We start from the raw sequence: 22,378 nt of genomic DNA on the forward strand, positions 1-22,378 counted from the left end.
ACCGCCCTCCCCAAGGCAGCCAATGGGCGGCGGGTCGGGGCTCGGTGTCCGAAAGGGCGGGATGGGCTCCCTCGGCCCGCTGATTGGCCGGTCCCTGGCAGTGGAGGCTGTCGTCTGGGTGATGCTGTTCCGGCGAAGTGGTTGTTGAACCAAACCCCCTGCGTGTGGCGCGACGGCTTGAACGGCGCTACCGCGCGAAGTCGCCGCCGAGCTTGCGGAAGTCCCAGGAGGTGAGCGTCTCGGGGGCGAGGCGGAGCCAGGCGTGGCGGCCGTCGTGGAACATGGTCGCGCCGAAGCCGTACTTGGCCGCGAAGACCTTCTCCGCCGCCAGCAGCTCCGGCGGGTCGGATTCGGGCGTGCCCGTGCCGGTGCGCGGCGCCTCGCCGACGGGTTCCACCCGGCCGGTGAGCTCGACGCCGCGCAGGTCGCCGTACTCCTCGCCGGTGTCGACGACGACGGCGATGCGCGGGTCGGCCGCGAGCTCGGCCCAGCGGCGGCTGCGGGTGATCGAGTAGAGCCAGAGGCAGCCGCCGTCCCAGGCGAACCAGAGCGGGGTGGCGTGCGGGCGGCCGTCGGCGGAGACGGTGGCGACGCGGCAGACGCGCTGCTCGGCGAGGAAGGCGTCGCGCTCCTCCGGGGACATCATGATGCGGCGTCCGTGTCGCTGGTCACGCATGCTGCGGCCCTTCCGTCTCTTCCGTCCTCGGCTGCCGGTGCGGGATGGTCGGTGGTTGTCCTGGGTTGACGGTTGACGGTCCGTCAGGCGACAAGTAGAACCTGTTCTCGTTGAATGCGCCAGACGCTGTCGAACGGGAGGCCACGCATGGGACGGTTCGAGACGCTGGGATACGACCTCGGCGCGGACGGCGTCGCCTGGGTGACCCTGGACCGGCCGGAGGTCCACAACGCCTTCGACGCCCGCATGCTCCGCGAACTGCGCACCCTCTGGCGCGAACTGCGCGAGGACGACGCGGTACGGGTGGTCGTGCTGACCGGCGCGGGCGACCGCGCCTTCTGTACCGGTGTCGACCGCGGCGCGCTCGGTGACCCGGACCTCGCGATCGGCCAACGCGGCGCGACCCCACTGCATTTCGACGATCCCGGTGACTGGATCAGTCCGAAGACGGCGGGCGACCTGTGGAAGCCGGTCATCGCCGCCGTCAACGGCATGGCCTGCGGAGGCGCGTTCTACCTGCTCGGCCAGGTCGAGTTCATCATCGCCGCCGAGCACGCCACCTTCTTCGACCCGCACACCAGCTACGGCATGGCCTCCGTCTTCGAGTCGATGGCCATGCTGCAGCGGATGCCGCTCGGCGAGGTGATGCGGATGCAGCTGACGGGCAGTCACGAGCGGCTCTCGGCGCGGCGGGCGTACGAGATCGGACTGGTCCAGGAGATCGTGCCGGGCGACCAACTGCACGAGGCGGCGGCCCGGGTGGCGGCGGCGATCGCCTCGCAGCCGCCGCTCGCGGTCCAGGCGACGGTGCGGGCGGTCTGGTACGCGCAGGAGTTGGGCTACCGGCAGGCGCTGGAGGTGGCGAAGACGCTGATCCATGTCGGCAACGACCCGGCGTCGCTGGCCGAGGGCCAGGCCGCGTTCACCTCGGGCGTGCGGCTGCCGTGGCGGCTTCGGTAGGCGGGCCTGTCACGTCTCTGGTGAACGCCGTGGTGGGGCGCCCATGTTGGCGATCATGACGGAGTTCGGCCGGGTTACTGGCCGGCCGCCATCATCTTCTGGATCGCCTGGCGGGTGACGCCCAACTCCCGCGCCACGTCGGCCTGGGAGAAGCCCTCCGTGAGGAGTCGGTCGATCAGCTTGCGCCGCTCCTTGCTGAGCCTGATCGCCTCGGTGTAGTGCTCGATCGCCGCGCTGCGGACCTGCTTGAGCTCCTCGAAGAGGTCCGCGTGCGCCGTGGACTCGATGTGTTTGACCATGCGTCCACTATGACAACCCCCCGTTGTCTATGTCAATGGGGGGTTGTCAATCGGCCCGGGTCGCTGTCGTCAGGTCAGGCGCGCGCCGACCTGAGTGTCGTCGTCCGGATCGCGGTCGACGCGGTCGACGCGGTCCTCTCGGTCGTTGCCGTCCTCGCGATCGTCCTGACCGGCACTGACGTCCGCCGTGCGGTCCAGGACCTCCGTCTCCGCCGTCGGATCGACGGCTCCGGGGCCTGCGGCGGAGGCTGCGCCGTCGTCGTCCGTGCCCGGGACGGCGACCGCGCGCCACCACGGGCGCTGCGGCAGCGGCTCGCCGGGTTCGAACGGCTCGCCGGGGCGTGGGGTGGCCAGCGGGATGTCGTGGGCGATCGCGGCGGCGAGGGTGCGTTCAGCCGGCTCCTCCCAGCTGTGCGGGGCCAGGTCGAAGGTGCACCAGTGGATCGGCAGCAGCACGCCGCCGCCCAGGTCGAGGTGGGCCCGGACGCCCTCCTCGGGCGTCATGTGGACCTGCGGCCAGAACTCGCCGTACGCGCCGACCTGGATCATCGCCGCGTCGAAAGGCCCGTGCTGCGCGCCGATCTCCGCGAAGCCCGGGAAGTAGCCGGTGTCACCGCTGTGGAAGACCCGGTGCTCGCCCCCGGCGACCACCCAGGACGCCCACAGGTGCAGCGGGCTGGGGCGCGGGCCGCGCGAGCAGTAGTGCCGGGCGGGCGTCGCGGTCAGGGTCAGCCCGGCGATCTCCGCCGACTCGTGCCAGTCCAGCTCCACGATCCGGTGGGCGGGCACGCCCCAGAACTCCAGATGCGCGCCGACGCCCAGCGGCGCGGCGAAGACCGCGTCCGACCCGGCCAGCATCCGCACGGTGGGCAGGTCCAGGTGGTCGTAGTGGTCGTGCGAGATGACCACGACGTCGACCGCGCCGAGCTCGGCCGGCGGGATCGGGTTCGGGTGCAGGCGACGCGGCCCGATACCGGGGACGGGCGCGCAGCGCTCGCCGAAGACCGGGTCGAACAGGACCCGCTTGCCGCCGATCTCCGCCAGCACGCCCGCGTGGCCCAGCCAGGTCAGCCGCAGGCCGGTGACGGGCGGCACGTCCAGCTGCTCGGCCGTCAGCCGGTGCACGGGGACGGCCTGCGCCGGGCGGCGTCGGGCGCGGTTCTGCGTCATCGCCGCGCGGATGTTGTTCAGGCCCGAGCCGGGCAGAAGCCGGTCGGTGGGGACCGGGTTGCGGAAGGCGCCGTCGACGAAGTTCGGGGAGCGCATGATCCGGGCCAGCCGCTCGCCGGTCGGCTCGGCGCCGAAGCCCTCCGGGCGCACCCGTCTGATCAGCGAGACCGAGAGCGAGCCGAGCGTGGACCGGTCGGCCGGTGACGTGGACCGGTCGGCCGGTGAGGCGGACCGGTCGGTCGGCGAAGCGGGGGACTCGGGACGGGCGGGACCGGGCACGGCACCTCCAGGCGACGCGCGAGGGACGCGCGATCCCGCTGCGGTCCCTCTGAGCGATCTTTCGGGTCGATACGTCGGACAGTCCGGCGTCACGTTGCCTGCTCGATCGTCCGAAACGGACTTCGAAGCAACGATCGCGGCGACTTTCGCAGCGTACCCGGAGGATCGCCCGCGTACCGGGGACGATCACGCGGACCAGGTGCCCGGTCCCGGCGGGTTGACGCCGGGTCGCCCGGACCGTCAGGCGTAGAAACGGGTGATGGTGTCCGCGACACAGTGCGGCTTGCCGCCGTCCTTGCCGCTGATCGTGAAGCGGACCACGGCCTGGAGGCCGCCGGGGACCTCGGTCGCGGAGACCAGTTCGGCGGTCGCCCGAACGGACGAGCCCACCGGGACGGGGGCCGGGAAGCGGACCTTGTCCGAGCCGTAGTTCACGGCCATCCGGACGCCCTCGACGCCGTAGCACTCCTTGGCCAGCACCGGGATCAGCGAGAGCGTCAGGTAGCCGTGCGCGATCGTGGTCCCGAACGGTCCGTCCTTGGCGCGCTCCGGGTCGACGTGGATCCACTGGTGGTCGCCGGTGGCCTCGGCGAAGAGGTCGACCCGCTTCTGGTCGACGACGTGCCATTCGCTGGTGCCGAGTTCGGTGCCGACGGCCGCGGCGAGGTCTGCGAGGGACGCGAAGATGGTCATGGAACCGGAGCGTAGCCCTCGGTCCCGGCCACCTGAATGTGGCGCAGGTCACAGATCGGGGGCTTTCCGGAGCGTCGCGGCGGGCCTGTCCGCGATCCGGTGCGCCCCGAGCCGACGGGTTTTCCGTCCGGGCCAACGGGTAGAGGGAGCTGGCAGGCGGATGTGGCTGGTGGGAGCCGGTGCGAGGACGCGCGGTGGCCGGTCGGCGTCCGCGGGGGCCTGCGGATTCTGACGGTGGAACAGCGACGGCAGCAGTGTGCCCCGAACGACGGGTCCGACCCGGCGCCGGGCTTGGGGGTGTGGTGGATCTCGCGGTGGAGCTGGTGCTCCTGGGGGCGGAGTGCCCGGACGAGCGTGCGTTCGGCGGGTCGTTGGGTGCTGCCGAGGGAGCGCAGCGCTTCTGGCGCGCGGTCACCGGCACGCTGCTGGACGCCGGGCCCGGCCGCTGCCGGGTCACCTCCGTCCATCCCGAGACCGACGCCAACGCGATGCTGTCGGCGCTCAAGGAGGCGGCCTCGCGCGGCGGCCGGCTGCTGGTGGTCTATCTCGGCGGCCAGCTGGCCTGGGACGAGCGCAGGCGGCGTCCCGCGCTGGTGACGGCGGGCAGCCTGCGCGAGAACGCGGCCCGGCGCGGCCTTCCCTGCGACTGGGTCACCAGTGCAATGGCCCACGGCACCCAGCAGGAGGCGCTGCTGGTGCTGGACCTGGCCGCCGATCCGGTCGCCTGGCAGGAGTGGCCCGCCTGGGCGGAGGCCGAGCTGGAGGTTCCGGCCTGGGGCCGGGTCGTCCGCCACGACACGCATCGCCGGGGGCGCGCGGCCGAGGACATGCGCGCCGGGGTGCTCGCGGAGGAGCTCGCCGAACTGCTGGACGCGGGCGCGCCCGGTGCGCCCGCCGCGCTCGACGTGAGGACGCTCGACGCGCGGCTGGAGCTCCTCGGATCCCTGGGCGCGCGTCCGGAAAGGCGCGTTTCGCACGCGCGTGAGCGGGGCGTGCGCGAGGCGGGAGCGCCGATCCATCACGTCGGTCCGCCGGGGGACTGCCGGTTGTTGCTGCGTAACCGGTCGGTGCTGCGCGGCGCGCTGCGCTCCTTCGCGCGCTGAAGAGGCGTGAAAGTGCCGGAGGCATTGACGTGCGCATTACGACGGGGAGAATTTCAGCCACACCCGGGGACAGCGCCCGCTTCGGGGCATAGGGTGCTGAGCACCGTCAATCCGGGAATCGACGGCAAGGGGGGAGCCATGCGGCGCCTGTTCACCGGTTTTCGGAACCGCCCTTCACACCGTGCTGCTGACGGCACGTCATCCGATTCCGCCGATTCCGCGCGCTCGCGCGGAGCGGTGCCGGCGGCCGTCGTGACGGTGGCGTCGTGTGTCGCACTGCTCGCCGGGTGTGCAAGCGGCGGCGGCGCGGAGACACTCAACGGCGCGCCCTCTAAGGACGCCACGCCCCCCGCCCCGGCAGGGCTCGCCGCCCCCAGCGTCGCCGGGCCCGACGCGGACTTCGTGCTCCGCGCCTACGCGGGCTACTGGGCGGCCCAGGTACGCGCCATGTCCACCGGCCAGGCGGACGGAAGCGACTTGTCCACCTACGCCACCAGCGAGGCGCTGAGCGACAGTTACGCCGACCTGGTCCGGCTCGACGGCGACGGCATGCGGATGCGCGGAGCCCCGGTGTCGCACCCCAAGGTCACCTCGGTCGGGGCGATGTCCGGCGCGAAGGGGATCGACCAGGCCACCGTCGTCGACTGCCTCGACGTCACCGGCTGGCACCAGGTGCTCGGCTCCAACGGGCGGATCGCCGACCCCGCCCGACGACTGACGCGCTACCAGGTCGTCGCCACCGCCCGAACAGTCGGAGGAGTCTGGATGATCACCCAGATCACGCGTGAGACGGACAAGCCGTGCTGACCCGGAGAGCGGCCCATTCGGGGGCTCGGCTCGCCACCGCGCTGCTCCTGGTCCTGGTCGGACTGATGGGCGCGGCAGGGAGCGCGCGGGCGGATGTGACGCCGTGCGCCAACTCCTCGGTGTGCGTAGGCGCGGGATCCCCCGGGTCCCCAGGGTCCGGTGGTGGTACCCAAGGTGGCGGTTCGGGGGGCGGATCCGGCGGAGGCGGGAGCTGCTACTACAACAACCAGCCGGAGCCTTGCTACGTCGCCGGCATCGGCACGTTCGACCCCGACGACGGCTGCTACTACACCACGATGCAGCCGCAGCCCCCGGCGGGCGACCCGCTCTGGCAGGGGCACCAGCCCGGCGACGGCGCCGTCTACGTCCGCACCTGTGCGCTCAACGGCGGTGGCGGCACGGTCAGTCTCTGGCTCGCTGCGGCTCCGCCCGCGGCCGCCCCGGTGACACCCGCTCAGCTTGCGCAGCAGGCTCTGAAGAAGATCAAGATTATCAACGCCCAGCCGGAGACGGCTCCGGGAGGCGGAAAGCCCGGCCTGGTCAACACGCCCGTCATGCTCTGGCTGCAGCCCTTTGACGGCAACCCCGCCGACGGCTATCCGTACGCCCCGCCGAGCGCACCGGCCCAGGCCACCGCGAGCGTCCCCGGGCTCTCGGTGACTGCCAAAGTCTGGTCGACCAAGGTGACCTGGAACATGGGTGACGGCACGAGCGTCGTCTGCCCCGACGCAGGGACGCCGTACGCAGGAACGCTCGTCAACGGGTGCACGCACACCTATTCCACGGCGAACAACGCCTACGCCGTCAACGCCGCGGTCAGCTGGACCGTCACCTGGTCCGGCGGCGGCCAGACCGGAGCCTTCAATCTGGACGACATGCCCAGCAAGGGGATCACCCTCACGGTGGACGAGATCCAAGTGCTCAACTGACGCACCAGCACGCACCACCACGCTTCACCGCACCGCCCCTGCAATGCCACGCACCGCACCGCACCTGCACGGAACGGACCAAGGAAAGAGGCGAGACTCCGGTGGAAGCCCCCGCGTCCCCGACGCTCACCGCAGGGCAACGCCCCGCAGCGCCGATACGCGCGCCCCAACGCCGCAGGCGCAGGCCCGCCGTGCTCGCGCTCGGAGTCGCCCTGATCGCGGCCGGAGGGCTGGGCGGCAGCGCTCTCTACCTGACCACCGGTCAACGCGTCGGCGTCCTGGCCCTCACCCAGGACGTCCCGGTCGGCCAGCCGATCACCGCAGGTGACCTGACGGTGGTGCGGATCTCCCTCGACCCCGCCCTCAAGCCGCTCAACTCCGACAGCCACGTGCTCGGGATGCGCGCCACGACCGACCTCAAGGCCGGACAGCTCCTCACCGGCGCGGACCTGACCAACGATCCGCTGGTCGACACCGGCGAGCAGGTCGTCGGGCTGGCCGCCAAGCCGACCCAGCTGCCCGCGTCCGGGGTCCAGGCGGGCGCGTGGGTGGTCATGGTCTTCACGCCGTCGGCGGTCGGCAACGGCAGCGCGACGGGCGGATCGCCGACGACGAGCGGGGGCAGCAGCAACAACGGCGGGTCCGGCAACAGCGGTTCGGGCGGGTCGGGCGGCTCCGCGGCGGCCGGGACCGGCGCGGCGCAGGTGCAGTCGATCACGCTGCGGGTCGTCGACGTCGGCCAGGTCTCGCAGTCCGACGGCACCGTCGTGGTGGACGTCGCCGTGCCGCCGCAGAAGGCCGCCGCCGTGGCGGACCTGGCCGCGAGCGGCAGGTTCATGCTGCTGCTCGCCGCCACCGGGGCGCAGGGCGGTGGCGGCTGATGGCGGTGGTCGCGATCACCGGTGGTCCCGGCGCGCCCGGAGCCACCAGCACGGCGCTCGCGCTGCTGCTCAACTGGCCGCTGGCGGAGCACCGGAAGGTGCTCCTGCTCGAATGCGACCCCGACGGCGGCGCGGTGCTCTCGGGCGCGTTGCAGGGCCAGGTCGAGGCGGGCGGCGGCCTGCGCAACCTGGCGTTGGCGGACCGGCGCGGACGGCTGCTCGAAGTCCTGTGGGAGCAGTGCCTCGACCTCTCCCCGGGCGGCACCGGCGACCGGCTGCTGCTGCCCGGCCTCACCGATCCCGCCCAGGCCCCCGCGCTCGCGTACACCTGGGAGCCGCTCGCGCAGACCTGCCAGGCGCTGGACGCGTATGGCTGCGACGTCCTGGTGGACCTCGGCCGCTCCGGCACGCACGGACCCTCGGCGGTGCTGGTGCAGCAGGCGGACGCCGTGGTGACGGTGCTGCGGACCACGCTGCGCGGGCTCAGCGCGACGCAGCCCCGGATCGCCACGCTGGCGGCGGACCTCGCGACGCAGGGCACCGGCGCGGACGCGCTCGGTCTGCTGCTGATCCAGGAGGGGCCGTACGCGTCGGCGGAGGTCTCCCGGGCGCTCGGGGCCCCGGTCCTCGGTGTCCTGCCGCACGCTCCGCGCGAGGCGCGGGTCCTCTCCGACGGCGGGCAGACCTCGGACCGGCGCTTCCAGCGCTCGGAGTTGATGCGCGCCGCGCGCTCGACGGCGGACGAGCTGCGGGCACTGGTCGCGCGCCGCCGGGTGCGGTTGCGGCCCGGAGGTGGGTACGCGCCGGAGGCGGCGACTGCGGCTCCTCCGATTCCGCCGGTTCAGTCGGTGGTGGGAACTCCCATGGTGTCCATGCCTCCTACGGCTGCTCCGGCTGGAGCGCGTCATGCGGCGCCGGAGTTCACCGCGCCGGTGGGGGAGCCTCTGGCGGCAGCGGCTCACGTGCCGGTACCGCCGCCCGCGCCGCAACCCGCGTACCGTCCCGCACACGGGGCGGCCGCGGCGGCTGTGGCGGCGCACCCCAGCGGGCTGGTGACACCCGGCCAGGCGCTGCGGCTGCAGGCGGTGCAGCAGACGTTCGTTCCCGACCTCGGAGCCGCCGGAACGGACGCAAACTCTCACCCTAAGCCTCAGGATGACGATTCGGCCTCCGCCCCCGCGCAGGACTGGTTCAACGCCCCTCCGTTGTCGGTCCACGCGCCCCGCCCGCCCGTGCCGCAGCCGGCCGTTCCGCAGCCGTTCCTGCCCGAAGGGGAGCCCGGCACCGCGCAGCCGCACGAGCCCGGGGAGGTGTCGGCCCATGTCCGTTGAGTCGCTGAACCAGCCGATGCCGCGTCAGCAGTTGCCCGAGCGGTCCGCGAACGCACAGCCGAACGGACACCTGAACGACCAGCCGAACGGCCCGTTCAACGGCCCCGTCGGTCACCAGCCGTCGCAGTCGCCCAACCTCCTGTTCGGCGCCGTCGTCGACGCCAGGGTCGCGCAGGAGCTCAAGCGTCAGGTCGCCGCCGAACTGCACGAGCAGCTCAGCGCCTCGGCCGACGCCGCGAGCGCCGACCCCGCCGGGCGTCGGCAGCGCGGGCGGGCGCTGATCGAGGACGCCGTCGCCCGCTGGTCGGACGCCTACGCCGTCGCCCACGGTGTCACGCCCACGCGGGAGCAGGACCGGGCGTTGGCGGAGGTGGTCTTCGACCTGCTCTTCCGCGCCGGTCGGCTGCAGCCCTACCTGGACGACCCGGAGATCGAGAACATCCTGATCAACGGCTACGACGACGTCTGGATCTCGCGCGCGCACCAGCCGCTCCGCCAGGTCCCGCCGATCGCCGACAGCGACGAGGAACTGGTCGAGCTGCTCCAGGACCTGGCCCGGCGTCACGGCGGCGGCGAACGGTCGCTGTCGACGGCCACGCCGACGCTCGCGCTCCGGCTCGAGGGCGGCATGCGGCTCCAGGCGATGACGCACGTGACCCCGCGCCCGTACGTGGCGATCCGCCGCCACCGCGTCCAGAACGCGACGCTGGGCGACCTGGTCCAGCTCGGCACGGTCGACTCGACCATCGCCGCGTTCCTGGCGGCGGCGATCCGGGCGCGGAAGAACGTGATGATCACCGGCACCCAGGGCGTCGGCAAGACCAGCCTGCTGCGCGCGATGGCGGGCGAGATCCCGCCGGACGAGCGGGTCGGCACGCTGGAGTCGGAGTTCGAGCTCTGGCTGCACACCCTTGGCCATCTGAAGCAGGTCGTGCCGATGGAGGCCCGCGAGGGCAACGGCGAGCGGATCGACGGACGCGTCGCGGGCGAGGTCTCGATCGGCGAACTGATCCCTGCCGCACTGCGGATGACGCTGAGCCGGATCATCGTCGGCGAGGTCCGCTCCAGTGAGGTGGTGCCGATGCTGCGGGTGATGACCAACGGCGAGGGCGGCTCGATGTGCACGCTGCACGCCCGTACCCCGCACATGGTGGTCGACCGCATCGCCGAACTCTGCCTGGAGTACGGGGCGCAGATGACCGACCAGCTCGCCTACCGGCTCACCGCCAACGCGCTGGACTTCGTGGTGCACGTGACGATGCTCGACGAGACCGGCATCGGCGGGAAGCGCCACCGGTTCGTCTCCCACGTCCTGGAGGTCACCGGCCTTGGCGAGCAGGGACGCCCCGCGCTGAACACCGTCTTCGGTCCGCGTCAGGGCGGCGTCGACGCGCAGGGGCGGCAGATCTGGCCCGAGCCGCGTGGCGTTCCGCAGACGCTGCCCTCCTGCCTGGACGACCTGCGCCGCTCCGGATTCGACGCCTCGCTGCTGCGCAACCCCTACGGGACCTGGGCGGCCCCGCTCGGCCTGCGGATCGGCGGCGGCCAGGGCGGACACGGCGGCCAGGGCGGCCATGCTGACGGTTCGTCAGAGGGTCGCGACGGCGGCGGAGTCGGAGGAGCGCTGTGAGCGTGCTGCTCTGGGCCGGCTGCGGCGTGCTGCTCTGCGGCGGGCTGGTGGCGCTGATCGTCTTCGCGCGCGGAAGCGACCTGCCGCCTGTCGCCGAACTCGACGCCGAGCGCCACCGGTTCCGGCCGACCGGACTCGCCGGGGTGCGGGGTCGCGTCCAACTCGTGGTCGCCGTCGGCGGAGCGGCGCTCGGCTGGGTGCTGACCGGTTACGTGGTGGCGCTCGTCATCGTGCCGATGCTGGCCTTCGGCCTGCCGTGGCTGCTCGCCGCGACCATGCCCAGGACCGAGGCGATCGACCGACTGGAGGCGCTGGCCGAGTGGACCCAGCGGCTCTCCGACGTGCTGCTGCTCGGCGTCGGCATGGAACAGGCCCTGATCGGCAGTCTGCGCACCGCGCCCGAGGCGCTGGAGAAGGAGATCGCCGACCTGGTCGGCCGGATCCAGTCACGGATGAACCCGGAGGAGGCGCTGCGCCACCTCGGCGACCGGCTCGGTGACGCGACGTCGGACAAGGTCCTGGCCGCGCTGCTGCTCCGGGTCAACGACCGTGGCCCCGGCCTCTCCCGGGCGCTCTCCGACCTGGCCGACTCGGTCCGCGAGGAGGTCCGGCAGCGCCGCGTCATCGAGGCCGACCGGGCCAAGCACCGGGCGACCGTGCGGTGGCTGGTGCTGATCCTGCTGGGCGCGGCCGTCGTGATGTCGCTCAACGCCTCCTACGTCGCCCCGTACGGGACGCCGCTCGGGCAGGCGGTGCTGACCGCCGTCGTCTTCTGCGTCGTCGCCGTCGTCGGCTGGATGGCCCGGATGACGCTGCACCGGCCCGTGCCACGGTTCCTGGAGGCGGACCGCCGCAGCCGCGTCTCCACCCGGGAGTTCCTGCGCGGGGACGGCGCCGACGAGTCCGACACGGCCCACGTGGGTTCCGGGGAGGCACGATGATCACGTGGCTGGTGGTGCTCGGCGGCGCGCTCGGCCTCGGGCTGGCGCTGCTGATCGCCGAACTGCGGCCCGCGCCGCCGCATCTGGAGACGGCCCTGAACCGGCTCAACCCCGGCCCCACCGCGCCGATCCGGCTCGGCGAGGCGGTGCCCGACTTCGGCGTCATCACCGCCGAGCCCGGCGTCCTCGACGGCCTGGGCCGCAGGCTGCGCGGTCTCGGCGTGCTCAGCGGGCTGACCCTCCCCGAGCGGGACCTGGCCCTGGTCGGGCGGACCCCGGAACGCCATCTGGCGCAGAAGCTGATCAGCTCCCTGGTCGGGATGCTGGCCTTCCCCTACGTCGTCGTCATCGCCCAACTGCTCGGCCACCCACTGCCGTTCGTCGTACCGGCGCTCGCGTCCCTCGGTCTCGGCGCGGTGATGTGGTTCCTGCCCGACCTGCTGCTGCGCAGTCAGGCGGACGAGGCCCGGATCGACTTCCTGCACGCCGTCGCCGCCTACCTGGAGCTCGTCGCGCTGGAGCGCGCCGCCGACCGGGGACCGGCCGAGTCCCTGGAGCGCGCCGCACAGGTCGGACGCGGTCCCGTCATCCGGCGGATCGCGCAGGCGATGGAGCTCGCCTCGCTGCAACGCCGCCCTCCCTGGGACGGCTTGGCGGACCTGGCCACCGAACTCGGCCTGACACCGCTGCAGGACCTCGCCGACACGATGCGGCTGTCCGGCACCGACGGCACCGCCGTCTACAAGACGCTGCGCGCCCGGGCCGCCAACCTGCGCTCCGAGCTGCTCTCCGACGAACTCGCCAAGGCCAACGTCGTCAGCGAACGCATGGTCGTTCCGGGCACGGCCCTGGTCATGCTCTTCACCGCCCTGGTCGGCTTCCCGGCCCTCTATCGCATGCTCCACTGATCGGTTCGCACCGCTGCCCGACCCGCACCACTGCTCGACCCGCACCGCTGCTCGACCCGCACCGCCCGCACCACCCCGAGAAGATCACGAAGGAGTACGTCATGTCCCGCGAACGTCGTCGTCCCACCGCGCCGCCCACGTCCGAACGACCCGACGTGCCCGCCGCGTTGCTTCCTGTCGTGATGGCCGTGACCTTCCTGCGCGGACGCGCCGAGAAGGCGCGGCAGACCGAGGACCTGGGCGCGCTCAGCTTCGAGCTGGTGCTGCTGGCCATCGGGCTGATCGTGGTCGCGACCACCGTGATCGGCGTGCTGATTGCCGCGATCAACAACAAGGCCAGCAGCCTCAAGTGAGGCGGGCCGATCGCGGCTCGCTCTCCGTGGAACTGGTCTTCCTCTTTCCCGTCGTGCTGTTGATGGTCTTCCTGGTCGTGCAGGGGGCGTGCTGGTGGTACGACCGCCAGGTCGCCCTCAGCGCGGCCCGCGAGGGCGCGGCCATCGCCGCCGACAGCCAGAAGGGCGGCCAGGAACCCGTGGCCGCCGCCGTGGACTTCGTCGACGCCAACGCCCTGCTGGGCGGTGGTGCCGCAGCCGTCCCCACGACCACCGACAACGACACGAAGGTCACCATGACTGTCACCGTGCGAGTGAACTCGCTGCTGGGTCCCGTGTGGGGCGGCCCGGACATCACGGTGACGGCGACCGTCCCCGTCGAGCGGTTCGTGGGGGTCGGGCAGTGAGGACACTGGCTGTCGGGGACCGGGGCTCGCTGTCGCTGGAGGCCGTGCTGCTGATGCCGGTCGTGACGGCGTTCTTCCTCTTCGCCGTCGCGGCCGGGATCAGGGAGCAGGACCAGGGCACCTTCGATCTCGCCGTGCAGGCCGCGGCGCGGGCCGCCTCGCTGGACCGGAACCCCGGCGACGCCGTCAACGCCGCCACCACCGCGGCCGACACCGTGCTGCAGAGCGAGGACCTCCAGTGCTCGAACCTCCAGGTCGCGCCGCCGGTACGGCAGACCGGGACCTACGACGACTACCTGACGGTGACGGCCAGTTGCGACCTGAGCCTGGATGTCGGCCTCCCCTTTCCGATCACGACGACGGTGACCAGCGACTTCGCGTCGGTCGTCGACACCTACCGCGGGCAGGGGTAGCCGGGCGGATGTCGGAGCAGGCGCGGATGTCGGAACAGACGAGGGCGCGGGACCAAGGGTCGCTGTCGCTGTTCTTCCTCGGGATCGCCCTGGGGTTCCTGGCGTTGACCGGTCTGGTGCTGGACGGAGGAGGCAAGGTGCTCACCGAGGAAAGGGCGGACGCCGTCGCGCGTGAGGCGGCCCGTGCCGCGTGCGAGCAGATCGACGTCAACGCCGTCCTCGGCGGGACGTACCAGATCGACCGGACGCGGGCGGCCGAGGCGTCGGCGGAGTATCTGGGCAGGGCGGGGATGGACGGCTCGCCGCCGCAGTTCCCGGCCGGGGCGTGCTCGGTCGCGGTCACCACCACGTACCGGACGAAACTGCTCGGGCTGATCGGCATCGATCAGATCACGGTCACCGGCCACGGCACCGCGGTGGCCTTCTACGGCATCACGGGTCCGGAAGGTTCGGTGGGGAACTGATGCTCCGCAACGTCGTCCGCGCGTTCCTCGCGTGCGTCACGCTGCTCGTGCTGATGATCGGCCTTCCGGTCGTGCTCGGCTTCGGCACGGTGACGGTCGTCCACGACGCCCGCCCGGCGGGCGGGCTGGCGGGCCTGCTGACCTCGGGGGACCAAGGAAACCTTTTCCTTTGGGTGTTGGTGCTGGTCGGCTGGGTCGCCTGGCTCTCCCTGGCGATCTCGCTGCTGGTCGAGATCCCCGCGCAGCTGCGCGGACGGGTGCCGCGCCGACTGCCCACGCTGGGCTGGAGCCAGCGGCTGGCGGGCGGTCTGGTCGGCGCGATCCTCTCGCTGCTGCCGGTCGCCGGCACGGCACTTGCGGCCGCCCCCGCGCCACAGCTCGCGATCACTGCGCCGCACCTGCCACAGGCAGCCGGGACGGCGGGAGCGGCCGTGGCCGCGAATGCCGCCGGAGGCGGGTCCGCAGGGGCCAAGTACGCGTCGGTCTCGGAGCCGCACGGGGCGGGCGCGGCCGCGGACGCCACAACCGGCCAGGGCGGGCGGGTCAGTTACACCGTCCGCTCGACCAGACCCGCCGAGAGCCTGTGGAGCATCGCGGACCAGATGCTCGGGTCCGGCGAGCGCTGGCGCGAGATCGCCGCGCTCAACGAGGGCCGGGTGATGGACGCCGAACACCGCGTCTTCGACGCGGAGCGCCCGATCCAGCCCGGCTGGGTGCTGCTGCTCCCGTCCGACGCGAAGCTGCCGAGCGGCGGCGACGCGAGCGCGACGGCCGACCACGCGCCCGCGCAGCCGGTCGAGGTGACGGTCCGTCCGGGCGACACCCTCTCCGGGATCGCCGAGACCACCATGGGCACGGCCTCGGACTGGCCGAAGCTCTTCGCCGCGAACCGCGGCGTCGCGGCCCCCGACGGGGACCGTCTGACGGACCCGAACCTGATCGAGCCGGGGATGCGCCTCACCGTCCCCGGGGCGAGCGCACTGGGCGGCGGCGGTTCGAGCTCCGGGACCACGACGGCGCCGACACCGCCCCCCGCACCGACACCAGCTCCCAAGCCGCCTGTGACGACGACGCCTGCAACCCCGCCCGTCACGGAGACGCCGACGCCGACCCCGACCGAGTCGGCCACGTCCGCACCGAGCTCGGCTCCGACGTCCGCTGCGCCGACCGCCTCCGCGCCGACCACCTCCGCGCCTGCCGGGACGCCCGAGGGCGTCCCGCACGCGACCGCCTCGCAGTCCCCGGAGGAGTTCGCGCTGGCGTCCGGGACCAGCGTGCTGGGCGCGGTCGTCCTGGGCGCGGTCGCGCTGCGTCGCTCCCGCAGGCGGAACGGGCCGCCGAGGCAGGGTCAGCACCGGACGCCGCGCGGGCCTCGCCCGACTCCTCCGATCGACCCGGAGTCGCGGAGCGCCGCGCATCTGACGCCGGTCCCCATGCCGCTGCCCCCGGCCCTCTCCGGCTCTCCGCAGCAGACTGCGGCGGCGGCTCCTGCCACCGCCCCGGCCCCGGCCGCCGTGCCGCGCCTCGGCGGACAGGCCGGGCGCGACCTCGATCTGCTCGGCCGCGCGTTGCGCAGCATGGCCCGCAACGTCGCCCGGGAGGGCCGTCGGCTGCCGCCGCTCAACGTGGTCCGGCTGACGCCCGCGCACACCGTCGAGCTGCACCTGGCCGCGCCCGCGCCGCCCGTCGCGCCGTTCCGCGCCGCGCACGCCTCGACGGTGTGGTGGTGCACCGCCGACGCCCCCGGACTGCTCGGGCCCGAGGCGGCGGCCGTGGTGCCCTCGCCGTACCCCGCGCTGGTCAGCCTGGGGGAGACGAACGACGGGGCCACGGTGCTGGTCGACCTGGAGGCCATCCGGCTGCTGCACATCTCCGGCGAACCGGAGGACGTCTCCCGGGTGCTGCGGACGCTGGCACTGGAGCTCACCTTCACCCCGCTCGCCGACCGCGTCGGCGTCCATGTCGTGGGCGTGGCTGCCGAGTTGGCTGCGGTGGCCGACGACCGGCTGGTCGTGCACCAGGACTTGGAACACGCCGTCGCCGCGCTGCAACAGCGTGACGCCGCCGTCCGGTCCGCCCTGGTCGAGGCCCAGGCGGCGACCCCGCGCGAGGCCCGCAGCCGCGGCATCGGCGGGGACGAATGGGCGCCCGAGGTGGTCCTCTGCGCGGGCTACCCGACCGGCACGACGCCGGAGGCGCTCGGGCGGCTCCTCGACTCCCGCCCACGCGGCAGCGTCGCCGTGGTGACCGCCGCGCCGCCGTCCGGCACCGGCCCGGTGGCGCGCTGGACCCTGCCCGCATCCGGCTCCGGCGTGGTGCCGGGACTGGAGATGGACCTGACCCTCCAGCGGCTCGACGACGAGTCCTACGACCGCTGGCTGCGCCTCCTCGGCGCGAACGTGGTCGATCCCGCACCCGCCGCCCCCGAACCGAGCTGGCCCGAGGACGCGTTCGCGGACCTCTTCGACGCCTTCGACGACATGGGGGACTCCGGGGCATTCGGGGCCTCCCACGACGCGCCGGATACGTCGGAGACCGACGACAGCGCGCGGCGTTCCAGCGTGTGGAGCAGGCGTGACGTCGTCCCACCGCCGCGCGTATCCGACGCGACGCCCCCGGACCCGCGCCTCGAACACCGCCTCGACCCGATCGATCCGGTCGACCCGGTAGAGCTGCCTGACCGGCCCGACCCGCTCGACAAGTCGACCGGCGGTTCGAGCATCTTCTCCGTCGACGCGGCACGCTCCAGCCGATCCTCCGTCACCGAACCAGCCCTGCCCGGCGCGGCGGTGGTTCTCCCCGACCCGCCGGGCTCGCTCGTTCCGGCGACGCAGGGACGGCTGCCGAACGACCCGTGGATCCTCGCCCTGCTCGCCACGCCGCCGACCCCGGCCTCGCCCGCGCATCCGCAGCTGCGGCTGCTCGGCCCCGTCGAACTGGTCGGCGCGGCCGGGCCGGTGGAGCCGGAGCGGCGCGGCGTGCTGACCGAGGCCGCCGCACGTCGCTCGGTCGGGCCCGCCCAGGGGGCGTACGTCTCCGCCGACGCCATCGGACGGCTGCGGGAGTGGCTCGGCGACGGACCCGACGGCCACCCGGTCACCCTGCGCTGCGACTGGGACGACTTCCAGGCCCTCAGCGAGCGCGGACTCCGCGACAGCGGACCGGCCGCCGACACGGCCCTCGCCCGCGCCCTCGCGCTGGTGCGCGGAGCGCCGTTCGCGGACGTCGCCTACACCTGGGCGGAGCCGCTGCGCCGACGGATGGCCGCCGCGGTCGTGGACGTGGCCCACGAGCTGACGCTGCGTCGGCTCCACGCCGGCGACCACCGGGGCGGCGAGGCGGCCGCCGCTCGCGGCCTGAGCGCCGATCCGGACGCGGAGCTGCTGCTGCGCGACCTGCTCTGCCTGCACGCGGACGCCGGGGCGACCGACGGACTCCGCGCCACCGTGGCCCGGCTGGAGGCGAAGGCGCTGCGCACCGGCCAGCCGCTGGAACCGGAGTCCGCCGCTCTCCTTTCCGAGCTGCGCAGTGCGTCGTTCGGCTGACCACCGTGCGGGCACGCGCGGCCGCTTGTGAAGAGTCTGCGCCTGGGCTACTGAAAAACGATCACGATGGGGGACCTGACCGATCGGAGCGGAAATGGGACGATAGGCCGCGGGACCGGCCAAGGCGGTTCGGTGCGCCCTTGGGTAGGGTGTCGCCGGTGGGGCGTCAGGTCGCCCCCGCCCAGCGTGGGGTGCAGGCAACGGACGGGGTGGCGGATGGGCGGCGACGGGCTGCGCGGCCGGGTGCTCGTGATCGAGGGCGGCATCGGACGTGGCGCACGGCGGTTCCCGCCGCGTGACGCGCGACCGGCGCCGGGAATGTCCTCGATTCTGGCGGCGCTCGCCCCACAGGTCCTGCTCGCCGCCGACGGCGTCGACATCGTCCATCTGCCCAAGGCCATGGACGCCGACGGCATCCGGGCCCACGTGCAGGCCTGCGTCCGGCACCAGGGACCGCTGCTGATCCACGTCGGTGGACACCTGGTCAGGGACCGCCGCACCGGCTCGCTCGACCTTGACCTCGGCGGTCACGGCCCCGCCTCGCGGCTGCCGTGGCGGGCCTTCGCGGAGGACCTGCGGCTGCGCGGCCTCCAGGCCACCCCGGACACCGGCACGCTGGTCATCGCCGACCTCAGCGCCGAGGAGGCCGCGCTGCCCCAACTGCGCGTGCAGCCCTCGCCGTTGGGAGCGGGCCTGCCGCTGTGGGCGGCGGTCAGCCCGGACCCGCAGCAGGTCGGCATCTTCACCAAGGCCCTGGTCGAGGCCCTCCACGGCGGCCAGCCGGGCGCGGGCGAGCGGCTGACGCCGGAACAACTCCAGTACCAGGTGCACTCGGTGCTGCGGCCCGAGACGCAGGTCGTCATCTCCCACGCGCCTGGTTGGCAGGTCTTCCGCAACACCTCGCGGCGGCTGGCCCCGACGATCGTCGACTCGCCGACCCCGGTCCCTGGCCCGGGGACCGGCCCCGTCCCCGGTTCGGTCTCCGGCCCGCCGCAGGGGGTGCCGCTCGGCGCTCCGCTCGGCGGCGGGCCGACCGCGCCACTGACGGGAGCGCCGCGTCCGTCCGTCGTGACGATCGCCCCGCCCTCGGAGGAGGTGACCGTCGAGTTCCTCTCGCCGACGGCCACCAGCCCGGCTGGGCACACGCCTCCCGGCGTGGCGATACCGAGGGGCGCGGTGCCGACCGCTCCCCGGCCCTTGGCCGACGACATGCCGACGGCTCAGGTGCCCGTCGTCGTCATCCCCGCAGCTGCCGCGCCCGTCGACCTCCCGCCGTTCGACATGCCACCGCTTCCGCCGCATGCGCCCACGGTCCATCTGCCCGACGAGGCCGACCAGTCGGAGGCGTCGGACCAGCCCCACCCCTCCGGCGAGCCCACGGCCACGCTGCCGGCCAACCAGCAGGATCCCTCGGACTGGTCCGCCGGGGCCGACGACGCAGAGCCCGCCGACGCCGAGGCCGACGCCGTACCCGGCGCCAACGAGGCCGACGCCTCTGACGCCGCCGGTGAGATCGAACCCGCCGACGCCTCCCCGACCCTCGACGACCAGGACGACCTCGCGCCCTACCGCGAGGCCATCGGGACCGTCGTCGCCGCCGCCGAGGCGGGCGAGCACGCCCAGGCCATCGCCGACGCCCAGTCACTGGAACGGCAGGCCATGCTCTCCCACGGCCCGGACGCCGAGCCGGTGCTGAAGCTCCGTCAGGTCCGCGCCCACGTCACCCGCATGGCCGGGCTGCAGTCCGACGCCACGCTGCTCTACCGGGACGTCGCGCTCAGCCTGCTGGACGCGCACGGCCCGGAGGACCCGGAGACACTCCAGGCCGCCGCCAACGCCGAGGCGTGCTGGCGCGCGATCGAGGACGACGCGGAGGCCCGCCGTATCGGCCCGGACCTCCTCCGCCTCCGCCAGGCCGTCCCCGACCCCCGCCGCCTCGCCGCCGTCGAACGCCACCTCGCCCGCCTCCGCGACACCAACCGCGCCGCCGCGTCCTGATGCGCGGCATCGAGCTATTGGAGCAGGTCCGGTGGGCGATTCCCGAGCATAGGAAGGTCGAGCTCAGCGGCGACATGGTCGTGATTCAGCCGTCCCCGTCGGCCCTGCATCAACGGAATCTCGCCATCGTGCAGGAGCAGTTCGACGCGCACCGCCCGACGGGGTACTTCCCCAGCGGCAACAGCGACCTCGCCGCCGTGGCGGTGAGCAAGGTCCGCAACCCGGACCTGACCTACGTCCCCGACGACGTGGTCGAGCTGCCGGAGCACGACATTCCGGCGGCGCTGGCGCTCGTCGCCGTCGAGATGGTCTCGCCCAGGAACCCCGAGAACGACTGGGTCGGCAAGCTGCGGGACTACCCGGTAATGGGCATCCCGCTCTACTTGATCGTCGACGCGCGAGCCAAGACCGTCACGCTCTTCTCCGAGCCGGAGAACGGACGGTACCGCAGCCGCGAGGACGCCGACTTCGGCGAGACGATCCGGATCCCCGCACCGTTCGACTTCGTCCTGGAGACGGCGTCCCTGCTGCCGATCATCGACTGATCACCAGACTGATCACCACGGGTGCGGGTGGTAGTCCTTGAGGAAGATGCCGAAGAGGTCCTCGCCCTGCTCGCCGCGGATGATCGGGTCGTAGACGCGGGCCGCGCCGTCGACCAGGTCGAGCGGGGCGTGGAAGCCGACGTCGGCCATGCGCATCTTGTCCGGGTGGGGGCGCTCGTCGGTGATCCAGCCGGTGTCGACGGCGGTCATCAGGATGCCGTCGGAGTCCAGCATCTCCTGGGCGCTGGTGCGGGTGAGCATGTTGAGCGCGGCCTTGGCCATGTTGGTGTGCGGGTGGCCCGGACCCTTGTAGCCGCGGCCGAACTGGCCCTCCATGGCGGAGACGTTGACCACGTACTTGCGGCGGGCCGGGGACGCGGCCATCGCCGGGCGCAGGCGGCTGACCAGGATGAACGGCGCGGTCACATTGCAGAGCTGGACTTCGAGCAGCTCGATCGGGTCGACCTCGTCGACCTTCTGGCTCCAGCTGTTGGACGCGTCCAGGTCCGGGACCAGGCCGCCGGCGTCGATCGCCGTGCCCGCCTCGATCAGCGCGGGTGCGGCGGAGCCGCTGGTCAGGGCCAGGGCGGTGAGCGCCTCCGCGCTGAGCTCGGCGCGGCGCGGGGACCCGGCCTGGGCGGGCAGCATCGGCTGGCGGCTCATGTCGAACCGGCCGAGCGTGACGGCGGCGGGCAGCTCACCGGCCGGCAGCGGCGCGTCCTCGGCGTCGATCAGCTCCTTGTAGGCGCGCGGCGAGCGGCGCACGGTCTGGGCCGCGTTGTTGATCAGGATGTCCAGCGGACCGGCCGCGCTCACCGAGTCGGTCAGCGCGATGACCTGGGACGGGTCACGAAGGTCCAGGCCGACGATGTTGAGGCGGTGCAGCCAGTCGGCGCTGTCCGGCATCGCCTTGAAGCGGCGGATCGCGTCGTTGGGGAAGCGGGTGGTGATCGTCGTGTGCGCGCCGTCGCGCAGCAGCCGCAGCGCGATGTACATGCCGATCTTGGCCCGGCCGCCGGTGAGCAGCGCGCGCTTGCCGGTCAGGTCCGTGCGGGCGTCGCGACGGGCGCGGTTCTCGCGGGCGCAGTCCTGGCAGAGCTGGTGGTAGAAGGCGTCGACCTCGACGAAGCGGCTCTTGCAGGTGTAGCAGGCACGCGGGCGCTCCAGTATCCCCGCGATCGCGCCGGTCGCGGAGGAGGTGAGCTGCAGGCCCTGCGTCTCGTCGTCGATCCGGTCGGCGGCGCCGGTCGCGGTGCGCTCGGTGACCATCCGGTCGTTGGCGGTCTTGGCCGCCCGGCGCTCCTGGCGACGGCGGTGCTTGACCTCGCGGTACACGCCGGAGGTGGCCTTGCGCAGCGCGATCGCCTGCGGGTGGTCGATGGGGAGCTCGTTCAGCTCCGCCAGGGTGTCCAGCACCAGCTGCAGGCGGTCCGGGTCGATCCCGGGGTGGGCCTCGGCGGCGGTCGTCACGTCGGGTCCTGCGTTCATCGCCTGCTGTTCTCTTCTGGAAGGACGGATCGGGCTGGGGCAGTACTGGGAGACAACCCGATCAACTCTACTTGGTTCTACGGTGTCGGGTTCTGTGTCCCGCATCGCAGTCGGCGGGCGACCTCGCCGAGCCCGGCGGCGAGGTGTGCCTGCTGCTCGGGCGTGAGCACGTCGATCAGCGCGGAGCGGACCGCGGCGACGTGGCCGGGGGCGGCCTCGCGCAGTGCCTCCCGGCCCTGGTCGGTGATCTCGGCGAAGACGCCGCGCACGTCGCTCGGGCAGGAGCGGCGGAAGACCAGTCCGGCCCGCTCCAACTGCGTGATCTGGTAGGTGAGCCCGCTCTTCGAGGTCACCAGCCGGTCGGCCAGCTCGGTCATCCGCAGCGCGCCGCCCTCCGCGGCGGAGAGCTGGACCAGCACCTCGTACTGGGTGTGGGAGAGGCCGGAGTCGTCCTTGAGCTGTTGTTCAAGCTTGCGGCCCACCAGGCTGGTGGCGCTGAGGAAGGCGATCCAGGCGGCCTTCTCGTCGTCGTCGAGCCAGCGGGGTTCACTCATGCTCACCACTGTACTCCAGGTAGTT

At 73.1% G+C, this 22,378-nt stretch carries 22 protein-coding genes; 16 read left to right on the forward strand and 6 right to left on the reverse strand.

Translation table 11 applies throughout. From position 1 onward, the window contains the following. Positions 1-187 precede the first annotated feature (187 nt). Complete coding sequence (locus I2501_RS00835) at positions 188-676, reverse strand: pyridoxamine 5'-phosphate oxidase family protein (RefSeq protein ID WP_196191778.1); 489 nt, start codon at positions 674-676, stop codon at positions 188-190. A 147-nt stretch (positions 677-823) separates the two neighbouring features. Between I2501_RS00835 and I2501_RS00840 the strand changes: the two genes are divergently transcribed. Beyond that, positions 824-1,636 (forward strand): enoyl-CoA hydratase/isomerase family protein, encoded by an 813-nt coding sequence (locus I2501_RS00840; RefSeq protein WP_196191779.1) that lies wholly within the window; start codon positions 824-826, stop codon positions 1,634-1,636. A 74-nt stretch (positions 1,637-1,710) separates the two neighbouring features. On the opposite strand, the gene I2501_RS00845 is transcribed toward I2501_RS00840, so the two are convergent. The 3 genes from I2501_RS00845 to I2501_RS00855 all read right to left on the reverse strand — a co-directional run bounded on the left by I2501_RS00845 (position 1,711) and on the right by I2501_RS00855 (position 4,077). Then, complete coding sequence (locus tag I2501_RS00845) at positions 1,711-1,935, reverse strand: TrfB-related DNA-binding protein (protein ID WP_196191780.1); 225 nt, start codon at positions 1,933-1,935, stop codon at positions 1,711-1,713. Positions 1,936-2,004: 69 nt separating this feature from the next. Next, on the reverse strand, positions 2,005-3,264 hold the full coding sequence (locus I2501_RS00850; RefSeq protein WP_328806174.1) for an MBL fold metallo-hydrolase: 1,260 nt from the start codon (positions 3,262-3,264) through the stop codon (positions 2,005-2,007). Positions 3,265-3,624: 360 nt separating this feature from the next. After that, positions 3,625-4,077: a MaoC family dehydratase gene (locus tag I2501_RS00855; RefSeq protein WP_196191781.1), complete on the reverse strand. Its 453-nt coding sequence runs from the start codon at positions 4,075-4,077 to the stop codon at positions 3,625-3,627. Between the two features lie 314 nt (positions 4,078-4,391). Here I2501_RS00855 and I2501_RS00860 point away from each other — a divergent pair, with 314 nt between their 5' ends. The 15 genes from I2501_RS00860 (at position 4,392) to I2501_RS00930 (ending at position 20,311) form a co-directional block, all read left to right on the forward strand. Beyond that, complete coding sequence (locus tag I2501_RS00860; RefSeq protein WP_196191782.1) at positions 4,392-5,180, forward strand: hypothetical protein; 789 nt, start codon at positions 4,392-4,394, stop codon at positions 5,178-5,180. Positions 5,181-5,417: 237 nt separating this feature from the next. Further along, positions 5,418-5,987 (forward strand): hypothetical protein, encoded by a 570-nt coding sequence (locus I2501_RS00865; protein WP_196191783.1) that lies wholly within the window; start codon positions 5,418-5,420, stop codon positions 5,985-5,987. Beyond that, the gene (locus tag I2501_RS00870) at positions 5,981-6,916 is read left to right on the forward strand and encodes a hypothetical protein (RefSeq protein ID WP_196191784.1); all 936 of its coding nucleotides are present in this window, start codon (positions 5,981-5,983) and stop codon (positions 6,914-6,916) included. Before I2501_RS00865 ends, I2501_RS00870 begins: the two co-directional genes overlap by 7 nt. Before the next feature lie 101 nt (positions 6,917-7,017). Further along, positions 7,018-7,797 carry an SAF domain-containing protein gene (locus tag I2501_RS00875; RefSeq protein WP_196191785.1) on the forward strand — a complete coding sequence of 260 codons (780 nt, stop codon included), beginning with the start codon at positions 7,018-7,020 and terminating at the stop codon, positions 7,795-7,797. Then, positions 7,797-9,128 carry a hypothetical protein gene (locus I2501_RS00880; RefSeq protein ID WP_196191786.1) on the forward strand — a complete coding sequence of 444 codons (1,332 nt, stop codon included), beginning with the start codon at positions 7,797-7,799 and terminating at the stop codon, positions 9,126-9,128. The genes I2501_RS00875 and I2501_RS00880 overlap by 1 nt, the downstream gene beginning before the upstream one ends. Continuing rightward, a complete protein-coding gene (locus tag I2501_RS00885; protein WP_236045718.1) occupies positions 9,118-10,758 on the forward strand; it encodes a CpaF family protein in 1,641 nt (546 codons plus the stop codon). Before I2501_RS00880 ends, I2501_RS00885 begins: the two co-directional genes overlap by 11 nt. After that, positions 10,755-11,699: a type II secretion system F family protein gene (locus tag I2501_RS00890; protein WP_196191787.1), complete on the forward strand. Its 945-nt coding sequence runs from the start codon at positions 10,755-10,757 to the stop codon at positions 11,697-11,699. The genes I2501_RS00885 and I2501_RS00890 overlap by 4 nt, the downstream gene beginning before the upstream one ends. Beyond that, positions 11,696-12,607 (forward strand): type II secretion system F family protein, encoded by a 912-nt coding sequence (locus I2501_RS00895; protein ID WP_196191788.1) that lies wholly within the window; start codon positions 11,696-11,698, stop codon positions 12,605-12,607. Before I2501_RS00890 ends, I2501_RS00895 begins: the two co-directional genes overlap by 4 nt. Positions 12,608-12,708: 101 nt before the next feature. Next, on the forward strand, positions 12,709-12,960 hold the full coding sequence (locus I2501_RS00900; protein WP_196191789.1) for a hypothetical protein: 252 nt from the start codon (positions 12,709-12,711) through the stop codon (positions 12,958-12,960). Further along, positions 12,957-13,346 carry a TadE/TadG family type IV pilus assembly protein gene (locus tag I2501_RS00905; protein ID WP_196191790.1) on the forward strand — a complete coding sequence of 130 codons (390 nt, stop codon included), beginning with the start codon at positions 12,957-12,959 and terminating at the stop codon, positions 13,344-13,346. Before I2501_RS00900 ends, I2501_RS00905 begins: the two co-directional genes overlap by 4 nt. After that, the gene (locus I2501_RS00910; RefSeq protein ID WP_196191791.1) at positions 13,343-13,759 is read left to right on the forward strand and encodes a pilus assembly protein TadE; all 417 of its coding nucleotides are present in this window, start codon (positions 13,343-13,345) and stop codon (positions 13,757-13,759) included. Before I2501_RS00905 ends, I2501_RS00910 begins: the two co-directional genes overlap by 4 nt. Before the next feature lie 26 nt (positions 13,760-13,785). After that, on the forward strand, positions 13,786-14,223 hold the full coding sequence (locus I2501_RS00915) for a pilus assembly protein TadG-related protein (RefSeq protein WP_196191792.1): 438 nt from the start codon (positions 13,786-13,788) through the stop codon (positions 14,221-14,223). Next, a complete protein-coding gene (locus tag I2501_RS00920; RefSeq protein ID WP_196191793.1) occupies positions 14,223-17,768 on the forward strand; it encodes a LysM peptidoglycan-binding domain-containing protein in 3,546 nt (1,181 codons plus the stop codon). Before I2501_RS00915 ends, I2501_RS00920 begins: the two co-directional genes overlap by 1 nt. A 216-nt stretch (positions 17,769-17,984) precedes the next feature. Further along, positions 17,985-19,766, forward strand: coding sequence for a hypothetical protein (locus tag I2501_RS00925; protein ID WP_196191794.1), 1,782 nt, complete (start codon positions 17,985-17,987; stop codon positions 19,764-19,766). Further along, entirely contained in the window at positions 19,766-20,311 is a 546-nt protein-coding gene (locus I2501_RS00930) for a Uma2 family endonuclease (RefSeq protein ID WP_196191795.1), read from the forward strand. Before I2501_RS00925 ends, I2501_RS00930 begins: the two co-directional genes overlap by 1 nt. Before the next feature lie 12 nt (positions 20,312-20,323). On the opposite strand, the gene I2501_RS00935 is transcribed toward I2501_RS00930, so the two are convergent. Beyond that, positions 20,324-21,799 carry an SDR family oxidoreductase gene (locus I2501_RS00935; protein WP_196191796.1) on the reverse strand — a complete coding sequence of 492 codons (1,476 nt, stop codon included), beginning with the start codon at positions 21,797-21,799 and terminating at the stop codon, positions 20,324-20,326. Positions 21,800-21,876: 77 nt separating this feature from the next. After that, positions 21,877-22,353, reverse strand: a complete 477-nt coding sequence (locus tag I2501_RS00940; protein ID WP_196191797.1) for a MarR family winged helix-turn-helix transcriptional regulator — start codon at positions 22,351-22,353, stop codon at positions 21,877-21,879. Positions 22,354-22,378: the final 25 nt, after the last annotated feature.

The organism is Streptacidiphilus fuscans (assembly GCF_015690355.1).
In the GTDB taxonomy this organism is placed as follows: Bacteria; Actinomycetota; Actinomycetes; order Streptomycetales; family Streptomycetaceae; genus Streptacidiphilus; species Streptacidiphilus fuscans.

Bases quoted from the DNA above. Each gene is read 5' to 3' on its own strand.
- I2501_RS00835 (WP_196191778.1), bottom strand. From the start codon at position 676: ATGCGTGACCAGCGACACGGACGCCGCATCATGATGTCCCCGGAGGAG.
- I2501_RS00840 (WP_196191779.1), top strand. From the start codon at position 824: ATGGGACGGTTCGAGACGCTGGGATACGACCTCGGCGCGGACGGCGTC.
- I2501_RS00845 (WP_196191780.1), bottom strand. From the start codon at position 1,935: ATGGTCAAACACATCGAGTCCACGGCGCACGCGGACCTCTTCGAGGAG.
- I2501_RS00855 (WP_196191781.1), bottom strand. From the start codon at position 4,077: ATGACCATCTTCGCGTCCCTCGCAGACCTCGCCGCGGCCGTCGGCACC.
- I2501_RS00880 (WP_196191786.1), top strand. From the start codon at position 7,797: ATGGCGGTGGTCGCGATCACCGGTGGTCCCGGCGCGCCCGGAGCCACC.
- I2501_RS00885 (WP_236045718.1), top strand. From the start codon at position 9,118: ATGTCCGTTGAGTCGCTGAACCAGCCGATGCCGCGTCAGCAGTTGCCC.
- I2501_RS00895 (WP_196191788.1), top strand. From the start codon at position 11,696: ATGATCACGTGGCTGGTGGTGCTCGGCGGCGCGCTCGGCCTCGGGCTG.
- I2501_RS00900 (WP_196191789.1), top strand. From the start codon at position 12,709: ATGTCCCGCGAACGTCGTCGTCCCACCGCGCCGCCCACGTCCGAACGA.
- I2501_RS00915 (WP_196191792.1), top strand. From the start codon at position 13,786: ATGTCGGAACAGACGAGGGCGCGGGACCAAGGGTCGCTGTCGCTGTTC.
- I2501_RS00920 (WP_196191793.1), top strand. From the start codon at position 14,223: ATGCTCCGCAACGTCGTCCGCGCGTTCCTCGCGTGCGTCACGCTGCTC.
- I2501_RS00925 (WP_196191794.1), top strand. From the start codon at position 17,985: ATGGGCGGCGACGGGCTGCGCGGCCGGGTGCTCGTGATCGAGGGCGGC.
- I2501_RS00930 (WP_196191795.1), top strand. From the start codon at position 19,766: ATGCGCGGCATCGAGCTATTGGAGCAGGTCCGGTGGGCGATTCCCGAG.
- I2501_RS00935 (WP_196191796.1), bottom strand. From the start codon at position 21,799: ATGAACGCAGGACCCGACGTGACGACCGCCGCCGAGGCCCACCCCGGG.
- I2501_RS00940 (WP_196191797.1), bottom strand. From the start codon at position 22,353: ATGAGTGAACCCCGCTGGCTCGACGACGACGAGAAGGCCGCCTGGATC.